Origin of the sequence: Membranihabitans marinus (assembly GCF_021729155.1) — a bacterium.
GTDB classification, from domain to species: Bacteria; Bacteroidota; Bacteroidia; order Chitinophagales; family Saprospiraceae; genus Membranihabitans; species Membranihabitans marinus.
This window is the reverse complement of record NZ_JAJQYA010000005.1, coordinates 1-14,152: the sequence shown is the minus strand read 5'-3', so window position 1 is coordinate 14,152 and position 14,152 is coordinate 1. Positions and strand designations below refer to the sequence as shown.

The 14,152-nt window shown below is 37.6% G+C and carries 12 protein-coding genes; 3 read left to right on the top strand and 9 right to left on the bottom strand.

The features are described from left to right. Positions 1-55 precede the first annotated feature (55 nt). The 7 genes from LVD51_RS04795 to LVD51_RS04765 form a co-directional block, all read right to left on the bottom strand. On the bottom strand, positions 56-685 hold the full coding sequence (locus tag LVD51_RS04795) for a bifunctional 4-hydroxy-2-oxoglutarate aldolase/2-dehydro-3-deoxy-phosphogluconate aldolase (protein ID WP_236970057.1): 630 nt from the start codon (positions 683-685) through the stop codon (positions 56-58). Between the two features lie 13 nt (positions 686-698). Further along, positions 699-1,688, bottom strand: coding sequence for a 2-dehydro-3-deoxygalactonokinase (locus LVD51_RS04790; protein WP_236970056.1), 990 nt, complete (start codon positions 1,686-1,688; stop codon positions 699-701). Between the two features lie 33 nt (positions 1,689-1,721). Next, the gene (locus LVD51_RS04785) at positions 1,722-2,993 is read right to left on the bottom strand and encodes an Nramp family divalent metal transporter (protein WP_236970055.1); all 1,272 of its coding nucleotides are present in this window, start codon (positions 2,991-2,993) and stop codon (positions 1,722-1,724) included. Between the two features lie 49 nt (positions 2,994-3,042). Beyond that, on the bottom strand, positions 3,043-4,209 hold the full coding sequence (locus LVD51_RS04780; protein ID WP_236970054.1) for a sialidase family protein: 1,167 nt from the start codon (positions 4,207-4,209) through the stop codon (positions 3,043-3,045). Positions 4,210-4,419: 210 nt separating this feature from the next. Next, positions 4,420-5,586 carry a sialidase family protein gene (locus LVD51_RS04775; RefSeq protein WP_236970053.1) on the bottom strand — a complete coding sequence of 389 codons (1,167 nt, stop codon included), beginning with the start codon at positions 5,584-5,586 and terminating at the stop codon, positions 4,420-4,422. A 257-nt stretch (positions 5,587-5,843) separates the two neighbouring features. After that, positions 5,844-7,010 (bottom strand): sialidase family protein, encoded by a 1,167-nt coding sequence (locus tag LVD51_RS04770; protein ID WP_236970052.1) that lies wholly within the window; start codon positions 7,008-7,010, stop codon positions 5,844-5,846. 161 nt (positions 7,011-7,171) lie between these two features. After that, positions 7,172-8,323 carry a sialidase family protein gene (locus tag LVD51_RS04765; RefSeq protein ID WP_236970051.1) on the bottom strand — a complete coding sequence of 384 codons (1,152 nt, stop codon included), beginning with the start codon at positions 8,321-8,323 and terminating at the stop codon, positions 7,172-7,174. 333 nt (positions 8,324-8,656) lie between these two features. On the opposite strand from LVD51_RS04765, the gene LVD51_RS04760 reads away from it, so the two are divergent. Continuing rightward, positions 8,657-9,526 carry an AraC family transcriptional regulator gene (locus tag LVD51_RS04760; protein ID WP_236970050.1) on the top strand — a complete coding sequence of 290 codons (870 nt, stop codon included), beginning with the start codon at positions 8,657-8,659 and terminating at the stop codon, positions 9,524-9,526. A gap of 70 nt (positions 9,527-9,596) precedes the next feature. Here the strand turns inward: LVD51_RS04760 and fbp are convergent, their stop codons facing one another. Continuing rightward, positions 9,597-10,595: a class 1 fructose-bisphosphatase gene (gene fbp / locus LVD51_RS04755; RefSeq protein ID WP_236970049.1), complete on the bottom strand. Its 999-nt coding sequence runs from the start codon at positions 10,593-10,595 to the stop codon at positions 9,597-9,599. A gap of 352 nt (positions 10,596-10,947) precedes the next feature. Here fbp and LVD51_RS04750 point away from each other — a divergent pair, with 352 nt between their 5' ends. Next, entirely contained in the window at positions 10,948-12,072 is a 1,125-nt protein-coding gene (locus tag LVD51_RS04750) for an SGNH/GDSL hydrolase family protein (protein ID WP_236970048.1), read from the top strand. Positions 12,073-12,201: 129 nt separating this feature from the next. Here LVD51_RS04750 and LVD51_RS04745 read toward each other — a convergent pair whose 3' ends face one another. Beyond that, complete coding sequence (locus tag LVD51_RS04745) at positions 12,202-12,750, bottom strand: DUF1697 domain-containing protein (RefSeq protein ID WP_236970047.1); 549 nt, start codon at positions 12,748-12,750, stop codon at positions 12,202-12,204. Positions 12,751-12,875: 125 nt separating this feature from the next. Here LVD51_RS04745 and LVD51_RS04740 point away from each other — a divergent pair, with 125 nt between their 5' ends. Beyond that, positions 12,876-13,781, top strand: a complete 906-nt coding sequence (locus LVD51_RS04740) for a hypothetical protein (RefSeq protein WP_236970046.1) — start codon at positions 12,876-12,878, stop codon at positions 13,779-13,781. Positions 13,782-14,152 lie beyond the last annotated feature (371 nt).

Genomic DNA, 14,152 nt, shown 5'->3' with positions numbered 1-14,152 from the left:
GGACTAATATACAAGTTCAATTTTAAAAATAAAGGAATAAAAACCAAGCTTATTTTCAAATTTCAAAAAGTTGAGCAAATCTCAAAAAATGATTTTTTAGACCTTGCCAATCTTTTTGGCGAATTAAATCTTTATCAAACAACTCACTCCCCATCCCAAATCCTTGAACGCCAACAGATCTGTAAGAGTCAATATTATGGATATGAATCCCTCCGGTAGCCAAGATCTTGATATTATTCAACGGGCCCTTAATATTTTTGATATAATTTGGCCCGAGGGTATCAGCGGGAAATACCTTAACCATATCGGCCCCCAAAGTCCAAGCCTGATATATTTCCGTGGGGCTAAAGGCTCCTGGAAATATTGGAATATTAGCTTTCACACAAGCTTTCACTACCTCTGGGTTGAGTATCGGTGTTACTATAAACTGAGCACCGACATCTAGCGCCCTGTCGAGTTCTTCCATAGAACACACTGTCCCAGCACCAATATTCAATTCATGGCCATATTCTGTAATAAGAGTTGCTATTTGCTCCTCTACATTGGGAGAATTAAAAGTGACTTCTAAGGTAGATAGACCTGCTGCCAAATATTGGGCTGCGATAGGTTGGATATCCTCACTTGAAATATTGCGCATAATGCCTACTATGGGGCTTCGGTTAAATAATGACCAATTAAATTGCATAGAATTATACATATTAATAAAGGATGGTTTTAAAATGTAATGCAGCTATTTTCAATTGTCCTTTCACCGTCAACCCATCCATATCCTCCGCAGGAATACATTTTACCGGTTGATGAAGAGAAAGTACTTCGAATGCCGACTCATAAAGAGGTAGTAATTTTGGACCACAACTCACCAAAATATAGTTATATTCTACATCCTCCCTCAAATACTTCAATTCTGCACCTAGAAGAAGTCCACTTAAAAAAGCAGTATTCTCTTGCTTTGTTTTTTTATTGAACAATTGATTGATACGCACTTCGAACAACGCAGAAGTGATTTCTTTATGAAAAGATGCCAGAACCCCTTCTTTAAAAGAAGTTTGATCAACAGACAAATCCACAGAGGTTGAAGTGTCCACTGAATCCTTTAACAAACTGTGATGAGACAATACGTCAAACAATTCTCCGGTGAGAAAAGTCGAAAATTCGACTACTTTACCTCGTTCTATAACCACGTGCTTGGAGTGGGTACCGGGCAATAGAACTAAACCCTTACCGCGACTAATGGTCTGACTAATATCCGCTTCCATTCCCAACAATTGCACTTCCTCTCCTCTCATAACATCGGCAGTACATCGCAAGCCAGAAATTAACAACACCTTTCTTCGATCTGAAGGAATCCACTCTGTAACCAATTGATTGCCCGATAGTAAAAATGGAGTATTTGCATAATCTAAATCCTTCATCCCAATAGAAGAAGAAGCCATACCTGACAACAACAATGGGATACCATCATCCACTTCTCCACTTTGCTCAAAAAGCTGAACCATCATAGACTCTAGAAAGTCCAAATAATACGTCAACCTATTGGCCTGATTAGACTCAGTTTTCCATTCATCATATATAGATGCTACCCCCTTAGGACTTTCAATTTCACACAGGATAGTAGCTGTTGCGTTATCCACCAATCTCATCCGAAAAGAGGTTGTGCCCCAATCACAACAAACCATGAAATTTTTCAATGATATCTTATTTGATTTAATTTAAAATAAGGACTACAGCAATTCAATTAATGCTATAAACCCATTGTAAGCGATAAAACATGAAAAAATAAAAGAAGAAAACAAGCCAATATTAAGCAAGATTCCCGCTTTATGTTTTCCCATTATTTTTTTATTATTAATTAAAATGATAATCAAGATGATGACCAACGGCAGAATAAAAACATTGGCTACTTGAGTGGCTATTTGAGCTGCTATCGGATTAGCACCCAAAATAGGTACCACTAGCCCAACCATGGCTGCAAAAGCGGTCAAAACTTTAAATTGCTTGGAAGAAGTGTCCAATTCTCCGCGATGATAATCGGCGATCAATAGAGGCGCCACCATAATGATAGGAAAAATGGATGAAAGTCCAGCACTAAGAATTCCAACTACAAACAAGACCAAGGCAAATTTTCCAGCCACTGGCTCTAATGTATATATCATATCCAAAACCTTGTCTACGACTTTGCCATCGTAATACAATGCACCGGTTGCCGTAATCATAATCGATGCACTTATGACAAACATTAGAATAGCTGATATTAAAGCATCTCGAGATTGTGATTTAACATCATCTTTCCCCCATCCTTTTCCTTTTAACAACAGCGGTCTAACTACAAAAGTAGGGGCAGCCATTGTTGTCCCTACAAACGCTGCAACCATTAATTTCCCCCCTTCTTTATTGGGGATTGATGGAATAAAACCAGCCAATATATCTTTCTGTTCCGGCATAACGACAAACATGGATACCAAAAAACAGAGTCCCATTAAAGTAACAAATACCACTAGGATTTTTTCAAAAAAACTATACTTCCCTATCAAAAGTAAACCGTACAAAATCACCAGTATAAAGATGGATATACCTAGGACTGCCCAATAATTCTCTGGGGCGGTAGCTGGGAAAAAGACATGAATCAACTCATAAATAGCATTGGCCGAAAGACCTACGATACCAGATAGGGAATTGAGCTGCCCTATGACAACACCCAAAATTACGGCAATAGCGATTGCAGGCCCATATTTGAATCTCTTTCTAAAACTATGTATTGCCGTATCCCCAGCAATAATTGAATACCGACCATATGCTTCCATTAGGACTCCAGCAAATACAACGCTAAGCACCAATACCCAAAGCAATTGCATACCGTATTCACTCCCTGACTTGACCATAGCAGTCACACTTCCCGTACCTATCGTATAACCAATACAAAATATACCGGGCCCCACAGAAAGCATTATGAGCCACAATCGACTCAGTAAGGACATTTTACTTTTACTTTTCATTTTTCTATTCTTCTATTTTGAAAACCTAACATTATTATTTTATATCGTATTAATTACCACCATCACTGATTAGCTTCCTATTTCTAAATACTTTATAAATATTCGCATCATAATTTTCCGACAACACATCCTCTTCTGTAAATGAAGTCATTACAATATGTTGTTCTTTGCTTCTACTGTAATCATAAGTGATATATATGGTGCCATCCTCAGCTTGTTGACCATCGGGATAAGTAACACCTTCTCGCTCATCCAACATCAGACCATTGGACCAAGTATTACCATCATCTTGGGAAATAAATGCCATTAAGTGAGAGCGTTTTGTACGTTCATCCAATGGACCGTGTTTAACCAACAATAGATTTCCGGAATTTAATCGACGAATAAAAAACCGAGATGTCGTATGCTTTATACTTGAAGGTTGTAACTCACTCCAAGTTCCCCCACCATCTTTGGAAAAACTCTCTCCAATACCGTAGGTAGTGCGTATCCACATCGATAGTGAACCATCATTCTTTTCGAAAATCATATTTTCATCCCAATCCAAAGATTCTTCAGGTATACGAACAGCGCCTTTAATCTTCCATTTCCTTCCTTTATTACTAGAGACCACCATCATAGAACTAGCCTCTGGTTTATGCCAAAAAGACACAGGAAGAGCCCAATCTCCATTGCTCAACACTGTCGGTTTACACATCATTACTCCATCCACAAGACGACGCGACTCGGACCATCTAGGATTGGCAGTTCCTCCATCATCTGTGGTAATGGCCCATACTCCAGATGTCGTAGCCCGATAAGGTTTTACCTGCTGTGCCCAAAACACCCAAAGTTTACCGTCTGGATCAAACCAAACCTCTGGATCAAAGGCTCTTACAGGACCTACTTCATCTGGATCTATAACTAACACTTCCTCCCAAGTATCCCCATTATCACCACTAGTAGATACCACTATATAGCTGTAAGGACAGTCCTCTACTTTTTTACCATCGGTAATCCCCACATACCACACCGCCCAAAGACGACCTTCTTTGCTAACGGCCATACTAGGGATCCCACAACTCCTCCTTTTATCCACTTTATAATGCTCGATTGCGGCTGGATTCTCTATGATTTTAGGAGGCTTAAGAAAAGTTGTATTCTCTTTAGTTAATGAACAACTCAAGAATAAAAGCGAAAAAATCACCATTATCAGTCCTTTATATAACACATTCATAATATATACACATTTGATTCTAAAAAAATAGTATCGCCATTTGACCACTCTTCCTCTCAATAATTAATAATGGATTTACTCGAAGTTGATTCACTGCTAATAGTCGACAAAACAAAACGTTAATTCCATTCACCAATTCATATCGAAGCATTTCGCAATTCAAAGACTAGAATTGGAGTAAATTCGATCCATTTTCAACTAAATCCAATATTAATTTCCTCCATCACTGATTAGCTTCCTATTCTTATACACTTTATACATATTCGCATCGTAGTTTTCAGATAAGACATCCTCCTCTGTAAATGACGACATTAGAATATGTTGCTCAGAACTCCTACTGTAATCATAAGTGATATATATAGTTCCATCTTCTGCCTGATCGCCATCTGGATATGAAACACCTAATCGTTCATCCAACAACAAGCCATTGGACCAGGTATTACCATCATCTTGGGAAATAAAAGCCATTAAGTGAGAGCGTTTTGTCCGTTCATCCAATGGACCGTGTTTAACCAATAATAGGTTTCCGGAATTTAATCGACGAATAAAAAATCGCGATGTAGCATGCTTTATATTGGAAGGTTTCAAAGTGCTCCAATTTCTGCCTCCGTCTTTAGAATAACTTTCTCCTATTCCATATTTTGTCCTAATCCACATCGAAAGCGAACCATCTTTCTTTTCAAAAATCATGTTTTCATCAGCACTTAAAAATTCCTCAGGTATACTCACATAGCCTTTTTCCTTCCAAGTCTTACCACTGTCGTTTGATGTGACAATCTTAGAACTTTTGTCTATCTCATGCCAAAATGAAACGGGAAGTGCCCATTCCCCACTACTCAACACGACAGGTTTACACATCATTACTCCATCTACTAATCGACGAGGTTCTGACCATTTAGGGTTGGCTCTATCGCCTTGATCTGTGGTTATGGCCCACACTCCAGAAGTAGTTGATCGCGTAGGTCTAATTTGTTGTGCCCAAAACACCCAAAGCTTACCATCTGGATCAAACCACACTTCGGGATCAAAGGCTCTTACAGGACCTGCTTTATCAGGATCTATAACGAGTACTTCTTCCCAAGTTTCCCCGTTATCTCCACTAGTAGATACCGCGATATAACTGAAAAGACAGTCCTCTACAATTTTACCAGAGGTAATCCCTACATACCAGACAGCCCAAAGACGACCTTCTTTGCTAACGGCCATACTAGGAATACCACAACTCGCCCTATTCTCCACCTTATAATGCTCTATTGATGACGGGTTTTCTATGATTTTAGGTGGATTAAGAAAAGTAGTATTCTCTTGAGCCATTGAAGAACTAAAAAATAATAGTGATAAAGAAAACACTATCAACCCCTTATAAAATACCATCATAATTAATATGTTTTTAATTTAAAATTACACGATCATCAATTTGCTCCTCGTCCGCCCAAAAATTAATATTAGTTAAATCCAAAGTAGATTCATTGTTAATAGTCACCCAGTCTCTATTCACTAATTTTTATCAAAGCATATCCCAATTTAAGAACTAGAGTTAGAGAAAATTCAAAACATTTTCATCTTTATATCAACAATTATTCCTAGGTTGATTATTTAAAAACAGACTTTTACATCTGTTTAAAAATTCAATATTAATTTCCTCCATCACTGATTAGCTTCCTATTCTTATACACTTTATACATATTCGCATCGTAATTTTTGGATAAGATATCCTCTTCAGTAAATGAAGTCATTAGAATATGTTGTTCATGGCTTCTACTGAAATCATAAGTGATATATATGGTTCCATCTTCTGCCTGATCGCCATCTGGATAAGAAATACCTTCCCGCTCATCCAACAACAAACCATTGGACCAAGTACTCCCATCATCTTGAGATATAAATGCCATTAAATGAGATCGTTTTGTTCGTTCTGACAATGGACCATGCTTAACCATTAAAAGATTTCCGGAAGTCAATCGACGAACGAAAAAACGAGATGAAGTATGTGCTATTTTTGAAGGTTTCAAAGTGCTCCAATTTCGACCTCCGTCTTTAGAATAACTTTCACCTATTCCATATTTTGTTCGCACCCACATCGAAAGTGAACCGTCATTCTTTTCAAAAATCATATTTTCATCCCAATTTAAAAATTCCTCAGGCACGCTCACATAGCCTTTCTCTTTCCAACTCTTTCCTCTGTTTGTTGAAGTCACGATCTTTGAACTTTTGTCTTCCTCATGCCAAAATGAAACTGGAAGCGCCCATTCCCCACTACTCAACACAGTTGGCTTGCACATCATTACTCCATCAATTAATCGACGAGGTTTTGACCATTTAGGTTTTGCGCTGTCTCCATCTTCAGTTGTAATGGCCCAAACACCAGACCTGGTTTTCCTCGCTGGACTTAATTGTTGTGCCCAAAACACCCAAAGTTTACCATCGGGATCAAACCACACTTCGGGATCAAATCCCCTTACAGGTCCAGCTTCATCGGGATCGATGGCCAGTACTTCCTCCCAAGTCTCTCCTTGATCTCCACTCGTAACCACTGCTATATAGCTAGAAGGACAAGCTTCTACTATTTTTCCTTGAGTAATCCCCACATACCACACAGCCCACAAACGTCCTTTTGGACTAATGGCCAAACTGGGGATACCTGAGCTCGCCCTGTTTTTGACATTATAATGAGTCGTTGAAGATGGATTATCTATCAACATAGGAGGTTGAAGATAGGCTTCTTCCTTTTGCCCACTAGAAGTCGATAAGTTTGAAAACCAAAATGCGATAAAGACTAAAGCCCTCAGAGTAATATTCATAGTTTGTATTTATTTATTAAAATCATATTTAATTTAAAATGAAAAATTCTCTATCACCTTATTGTCTCTTTCAATATTCATCTCCATTATTAGAAATATAGAATGCAATGTTTCTATTATTGTATTCAAGCACCTCGGAATTGATTGCCACATTACGCCATTTACCTCCCTGCATCACTGATCACCTTTCTATTTTTAAACACTTTATACACACTCTCGTCAAAATCATCAGACAGAACATCTGTTTCAGTGAAGCTCGTCATGTATACTTTCTGTTCTCCCCTACGATCATAATCATAAGTTATATAAATAGTCCCATCTGATGTTTGCTGCCCATCGGGATAAGACACTGATGGTCGTTCATCAATCAGCATACCTTTCGACCAAGAATTGCCATCGTCTTTAGAAATAAAAGCCATTAAATGCGATCGTCCTGTTCGTGTAGAGATGGGCCCATGTTTCACCAATAATAGATTTCCTGAAGCCAATCGACGAATAAAAAATCGAGCACTCGGATGTTTAATATTTGAGGGTTCTAATTCACTCCATGTTTTGCCACGATCTTTAGAAAAGCTCTGTCCAATCCCGTAGTTAGTTCTCGCCAACATCCAAAGGGATCCGTCAAGTCTTTCTACTATCATATGCTCATCAAAACTTCTATCTTCCTTGGGTACATGACATGCCCCTCTTTCACTCCAAGTCGATCCATTATCTGTAGATACAATAACTTTGGCACTTTTATCAGTTTGTCGCCATGTAGAAGCTGGCAAAATCCATTCTCCACTTGACAACACCGTAGGCTTACACATCATGACACCATCAGTTAATCTTTTGGGATTTGACCACTTTGGAAATTTAGTGGTCAAATCTTTGGTGCGAGTAGCCCATACACCAGCTACACTTCCATTATGACCTATTGCCTGAGCCCAAAATACCCAAACTTCACCATTCGGGTCAATCCACACTTCTGGATCATAGGCTCTCACAGGACCACCTCCATCTGGATCAATGGCTAAGATTTCCTCCCAGTTTTCACCATTATCCTCACTAGTAGCAACCACTACATAGTTATTATTATCTTCATTCGGTGTAACTCCTGCATACCACACTGCCCACATTCTACCGTTTTTAGACACGGCCATACTTGAAATACCTGTAAATTCTCTGCTATCTGGGGAATATTTATAATACAGCCCGGGATCCTCAATTAATTGAGGAGGATTTAGAAATGAATTATTACTCTGCTGTGATTGAGCTAGATTATAACTCAATAAAATCACCAGCACAACTTTTACAACTAATATATTTTTCATGTTTTATTAATTTTACAAACAAATAGATTACTGCTAATTACGATAGCTCATAATTATATCATTAATACTTTGATAAGTACGTAAATTCACCACAACTATAATTATAATGTTTTATAAACCACCCATAAATAATTCAAATTCATTCATCCTCATCATGTAAATTATACATCTCAAACAATTTTCAAAATAATCTAACACCAGATTTTAACATACCCATTTATAAGTTTATAAAAGTCGAAACTTTTGACATGAATTTTTAATCATATATTCACCATTACTAACACAATATTATCAACACCTTGGTTTTTTACGATAAAATTAAACTACATATTAATGAAGCCCATATTAATGAAACATGGTGAAACTCCCCATGAGTCCTTTAAAGCTTGGAGAAATGGAGATCCTTATCGGCATATCCCATGGCATTATCATCCAGAATACGAACTTACCTATATTCATCGAGGCTATGGTGAATTGTTTGTTGGGGATAAATTGGTTGATTATGATCACGAAGAAATCGTATTATTCGGCCCCAACTTACCCCATGAGTGGCGAAGTAAAAAGAAGGATGACCCGGACTATTATTCAGAAAGTGTATCTATCCATTTTGGACACAACTTTGTAGGAGAATCCTTTTATAATTTATCCGAATCTAAGTCTTTAATCAATCTATTAGAAATTGCTAAAAGGGGAATAAGAGTTACCCATAAAAAAACCAAAAGATATGTCAAAGAAAAGCTATTTACCCTTCCAGAAACTACTGGACTCAATAGGATTATTACCTTACTGCAAATTTTAGAAAAAATATCTGAATCTTCTGAGCTAGAATTAATGTCTAGTTCAAGTTTTACTCAATCCACAGAATCTATTCAAGATTTCAAAGTCAATAAAATATATGAATTTGTATTAAAAAACTTCATGCATTCTATTTCAGTTACAGAGGCTGCAAATATTGTAAACATGACAAAAACATCGTTTTGTCGATTCTTTAAAGAAAGAACCAATAAATCGTTTATACAATACGTCAATGAAATACGGATTGGCTATGCTTGCAAACTGCTATTGGAAGGAGAATTGAGTATTTCCCAGGTGGCATTTGACAGTGGGTTCGAAAATATATCCTATTTCAATAGACAGTTCAAACAGCTAAAAGACTATACTCCAACAGAGTACAGAGAAATGTTTTTTACCAAAGACGAATAATTCCCACAAATAACACATGGACCATGCAATGAATTAAGCCTTATTGACAAAAAAGAGGATTCAATACAAGCTATCTCATAAACTCTTCCGCCTTGTCAACCATGTTCTTGCTGCCACAAAAGAAGGGCACCCTCTGATGCAAACTTTCCGGCTGGATATCCAAGATGGGCTTCCTACCGTCACTGGCCTTGCCATCAGCTTGTTCAGCAAGAAATGCCATGGGATTGCATTCGTACAACAAACGCAATTTCCCCGTCTTTGCCTTGCTGTATTCTGGATATATATAAATTCCGCCCTTAATCATATTGCGATGAAAATCGGCGACCAAAGACCCAATATACCGACTGGTATACGGCCGATCCTCAAACTCCGCTTGACAGTATTTTATATAATCCTTTACCCCCTGAGGAAAATGAATATAATTGCCCTCATTTATCGAATATATATGGCCATCCTCAGGAAACTTCATATTGGGATGAGACAAATAATACGTTCCAATGGCTGGATTCAAAGTAAATCCATTGACCCCGTGGCCTGTAGTATAAACCATCATGGTAGAAGTTCCATAAATAATATATCCAGCAGCCACTTGATTGCGACCAGGTTGAAGAAAATCTTCCAAAACCACAGGACTGCCTACTGGTGATTTTCTACGATATATAGAAAAAATGGTACCGACAGATACATTTACATCTATGTTACTCGATCCATCCAATGGGTCAATTAATACAATGTATTTATTTTGATGGTTTTTATCATTACTATTAATGACAATAAAATCATCTTCCTCCTCAGAAGCAATCCCGCATACAATCTCTCTGTTGGACAAGGCCTGGATAAACTTATTGTGTGCAAAAATATCGAGCTTTTGCTGATCCTCACCCTGTATATTCGTCTCTCCAGAACTGCCAAATATGTCGACCAAGCCCGCTTTTTTCACTTCGTGATTAACCACTTTCCCAGCCAATCGAATGGCGTTAATCAATTTGGAAAGCTCACCGGATGAGTATTTAAATTCCTTTTGTTTTTCAATAATAAACTCCCCTAAGGTCTGTTTGTGATTATGCATTTTTTTAAATTATCTGTTTTTAATTCACTTCAAAGACATCTTCTCAATGTTGAATAAAACGAATAATCTTCATCTTTGTAATCGATAAAAACGAAAAATTCCAAAATTCTTCCGCTAAATACCCGAATTCAACGATAGGATGCCCACCAATTTTAATTTAATTACATAAAATCATATATAAAATATCTTCAAATTCAATATTTGATTAATTTTATTGCGATAGAAATAGCGTCAACCGATCTTACCAAGTGTTTTCCACTAAGGCAATGCAGTATTTGGGGACCTTTTTTTATAATTTTACTTTGAGTTCAGAACACTCAACTTCTTTATTACCAAAACTTTAAAACAAAACATGAACTACCTACATCTTAAATTTATCTTTTTATTGATTTTGACCCAATCATTCTTTTCAGCACAGGCCCAAGAATCCATGGTTTACTACGATGCTGCCAAAACAGAAGCCATTCAATTTCAATCTCAAGGTTGGTCACACGATGTATTGGCTTCGCCTTATCATAGAATGCCAGCGGAAGCCAAAGGTAAAGTAAGAGATGCCGTATGGGGATTATCTACAAGATCCGCAGGTATTACGCTAACTTTTGCCACCGATGCACCGATGATCCAAGTTAAATACCAAGTTTCCGGCCAGATTGCCATGAACCATATGCCAGCAACTGGAGTCAGTGGATTAGATCTATATGTAGAACGTCAAGGTCATGACCAATCCTTATGGTGTAGAGGTCGATACGATTTCAAAGATACCATTACATACACATACAAAAACCTGCAAACATACGAGGCTGCTAATGGCATGCATCACTATAGCCTATACCTCCCCCTTTACAATGAAGTAAAATGGTTGGAAATAGGCATTCCCGCTGATGCCCAATTAATAAGCACAGACATTTTATCCCAAAAACCCATCGTGGTATACGGTACCTCTATTGCACAGGGAGGCTGTGCCTCGAGACCGGGCATGGGCTGGACCAATATCCTACAGCGTAAACTCAATACACCGGTGGTCAACCTAGCCTACTCTGGCAATGGTAGACTCGAAGCAGAAGTTGTAGATTTTATAGCTGAAATAGATGCAGCAGCCTTCGTTTTGGATTGTTTACCCAATTTGGGCAGCTCAGAAAAATATCCAGACAACGAACTCAAAGCTCGAATTAGAAAAAGTGTCAATCAATTGAGAGACAAACACCCCAATACTCCGATCCTAATGGTTCAACACGCGGGATATTCAGACGATTATGTAACCAAGGGCAACTATAGCTCAGTGTTTAGAATCAATAATATTCTCGAAGAAATGTATGATACTATGCAACGAGAAGGCGTAAGAGAACTGTATATTTTGCGAAAAAATGAAATTAATATGTGTATGGATTGTACAGTAGACGGTACCCATCAAACCGACTTAGGTATGGAATACTACGGTAAAGCTTATGCTAAAAAATTTAAAACCATCTTGAAATAATACAAAATACTGAAAGGCTGTGCAAAATGATATGGCATCCCTACCACATCATTTTGCATGGCTTGGCAGTCAATAAGTCTTGTTCTATATTCTAGTGTGATTTTCTAAATGTCCTTAATGCTTACCTGTCTATTGACTCATCATGGATATCAACTTCACCACGGTCTTCCAATTTCGCGTAGTAGCAGAAACTTTTAATTTTTTCTCAATCCATTGATTCGTCAATTTAGTCTGACTGTATTTGCCCTCGCATTGCAGGAAAACATTATTCCCCACAATATGAATCTCATCTTGGTTTAACGGCCAAGTATCCATTTGATCTATATATTCCTCGTTGGGGATTTCATTTAAAATAGTCCAATGCAATCGACCGATATCATAATTCGGATCCTTAATAAAGGGATTGGCATCAGCATCTTTAATGAAGGATGTAGCACTACGCACAATGACGGGCACATCATAACCGTATTTTTTCGTTATGCCTTCTGCTATTTCTCCAGCCAATTGAGATTCCGACTTATCCTGACTTACACCAAAGATGACATTTCCACTCTGAATATAGGTTTGAATATCAGTATACCCCAAATCGGAAAACAAATCTTTGAGATCGGCCATTAGTATTTTTCGATGTCCGCCAACATTAATCCCGCGAAGAATAGCCAAATATTTTTTCATCATAAATGAAAGGTAAGTAATTCAGTACAAATGACCATCGATTTAATACTGGTAATATCCTAAAAAAATTCTAATCATCACTATATTACCATTGAGTATTTAATCTACAATCATACATTTAGTTTATAATGAAAACCAAAGTTCAATTCTTTCTTGCCTTTGCCCTAGCTTTTGCAATAGCCATTGGAATGTATTACATATTAACCAAGCCCAGCGCTTTAATCACCCTAGGTCAGCTCCCATCGTCCATTCATGAATCTTCAGGCATAGAAATAAATAGCAAAAAGCAAGTTTGGACATTGAACGATAGCGGAGGTGAATCCGAGATCTATCTATGCGATACCACAGGTCAATTGATAAGAACATTGGTCATCACCAATGCTTGGAATAGAGATTGGGAAGATATGACTCAAGATTCAAAGGGGAATCTATACATCTCCAATTTGGGAAACAACAATAATAAAAACAAAGATCTCACCATCTTTAAAATTCCCAATCCGGACTACCTTGAAAAAGATAGTGTAGAAGCAGAAATCATCACCATAGCCTATGAAGATCAAAAAGAATTTCCTCCAGCAGATAATGAGATGAACTTCGATTGTGAAGCCCTGTTTTGGAACAATAATCAACTATATTTAAGCAGCAAACACCGCAGCTTGCCCATGGCCACCAACCTTTATAAAATACCGGACTCTCCAGGCCATCACATCGCACGAAAAATCGATCATTTCACGCCCAACAAACCCCAAAAAGGAGAAGATAAGATAAACGATTATTGGATCACTGCAGGCGACATTAGTGAAGATGGTTCAAGAGTCTGTCTTTTAAGTGGCAACAAAATGTGGGTCTTCTATAATTTCCCTGAAGATCAATTCTTCAGTGGACAACATAAAGTGATCCCATTAGGGACGAGTACCCAAAAAGAATCCATCGTTTTTGTCGATAACGCTACCGTATATATCACCGATGAATACTGGAAAAACCGAAATATGGGAGGGAAAATATATAAAGTGAATATTGATTTGAAACATTAGGAATTTATACCCAATGCCTAGGTTAATAACTTTGGATTTGTTACACTTTTTACCCAAATCAATACTAGGTAGATAAGAACCTTTTACGACAAAGAAGTATACAATGCCTTCTGAGCACAGAGACTCCGGTTATTTAGCCAAAGGTCGATTTACGACCTTTAATACGCATTACAGTTAAATTGCTTAAAAAAGCAATTTCCCTCCTTTATCCACGGCTATTGTGATTTCACTCCGCTATAGCTTTGTATTTTTTAGAAAACCATCACCGTTTAATCCAGATTGGCAAGACTAGCAGATACTGTCCAAAAAAGTGTGTAAAGTTCAAATATTTAAGATTTTAGTGATTCGAAACAAAAAATTAAAAGATGAAC

Coding starts and splice junctions, on each gene's coding strand:
- LVD51_RS04795 (WP_236970057.1), bottom strand. CDS start 685: ATGCAATTTAATTGGTCATTATTTAACCGAAGCCCCATAGTAGGCATT.
- LVD51_RS04785 (WP_236970055.1), bottom strand. CDS start 2,993: ATGAAAAGTAAAAGTAAAATGTCCTTACTGAGTCGATTGTGGCTCATA.
- LVD51_RS04780 (WP_236970054.1), bottom strand. CDS start 4,209: ATGAATGTGTTATATAAAGGACTGATAATGGTGATTTTTTCGCTTTTA.
- LVD51_RS04775 (WP_236970053.1), bottom strand. CDS start 5,586: ATGATGGTATTTTATAAGGGGTTGATAGTGTTTTCTTTATCACTATTA.
- LVD51_RS04770 (WP_236970052.1), bottom strand. CDS start 7,010: ATGAATATTACTCTGAGGGCTTTAGTCTTTATCGCATTTTGGTTTTCA.
- LVD51_RS04765 (WP_236970051.1), bottom strand. CDS start 8,323: ATGAAAAATATATTAGTTGTAAAAGTTGTGCTGGTGATTTTATTGAGT.
- LVD51_RS04760 (WP_236970050.1), top strand. CDS start 8,657: ATGAAGCCCATATTAATGAAACATGGTGAAACTCCCCATGAGTCCTTT.
- fbp (WP_236970049.1), bottom strand. CDS start 10,595: ATGCATAATCACAAACAGACCTTAGGGGAGTTTATTATTGAAAAACAA.
- LVD51_RS04750 (WP_236970048.1), top strand. CDS start 10,948: ATGAACTACCTACATCTTAAATTTATCTTTTTATTGATTTTGACCCAA.
- LVD51_RS04745 (WP_236970047.1), bottom strand. CDS start 12,750: ATGATGAAAAAATATTTGGCTATTCTTCGCGGGATTAATGTTGGCGGA.
- LVD51_RS04740 (WP_236970046.1), top strand. CDS start 12,876: ATGAAAACCAAAGTTCAATTCTTTCTTGCCTTTGCCCTAGCTTTTGCA.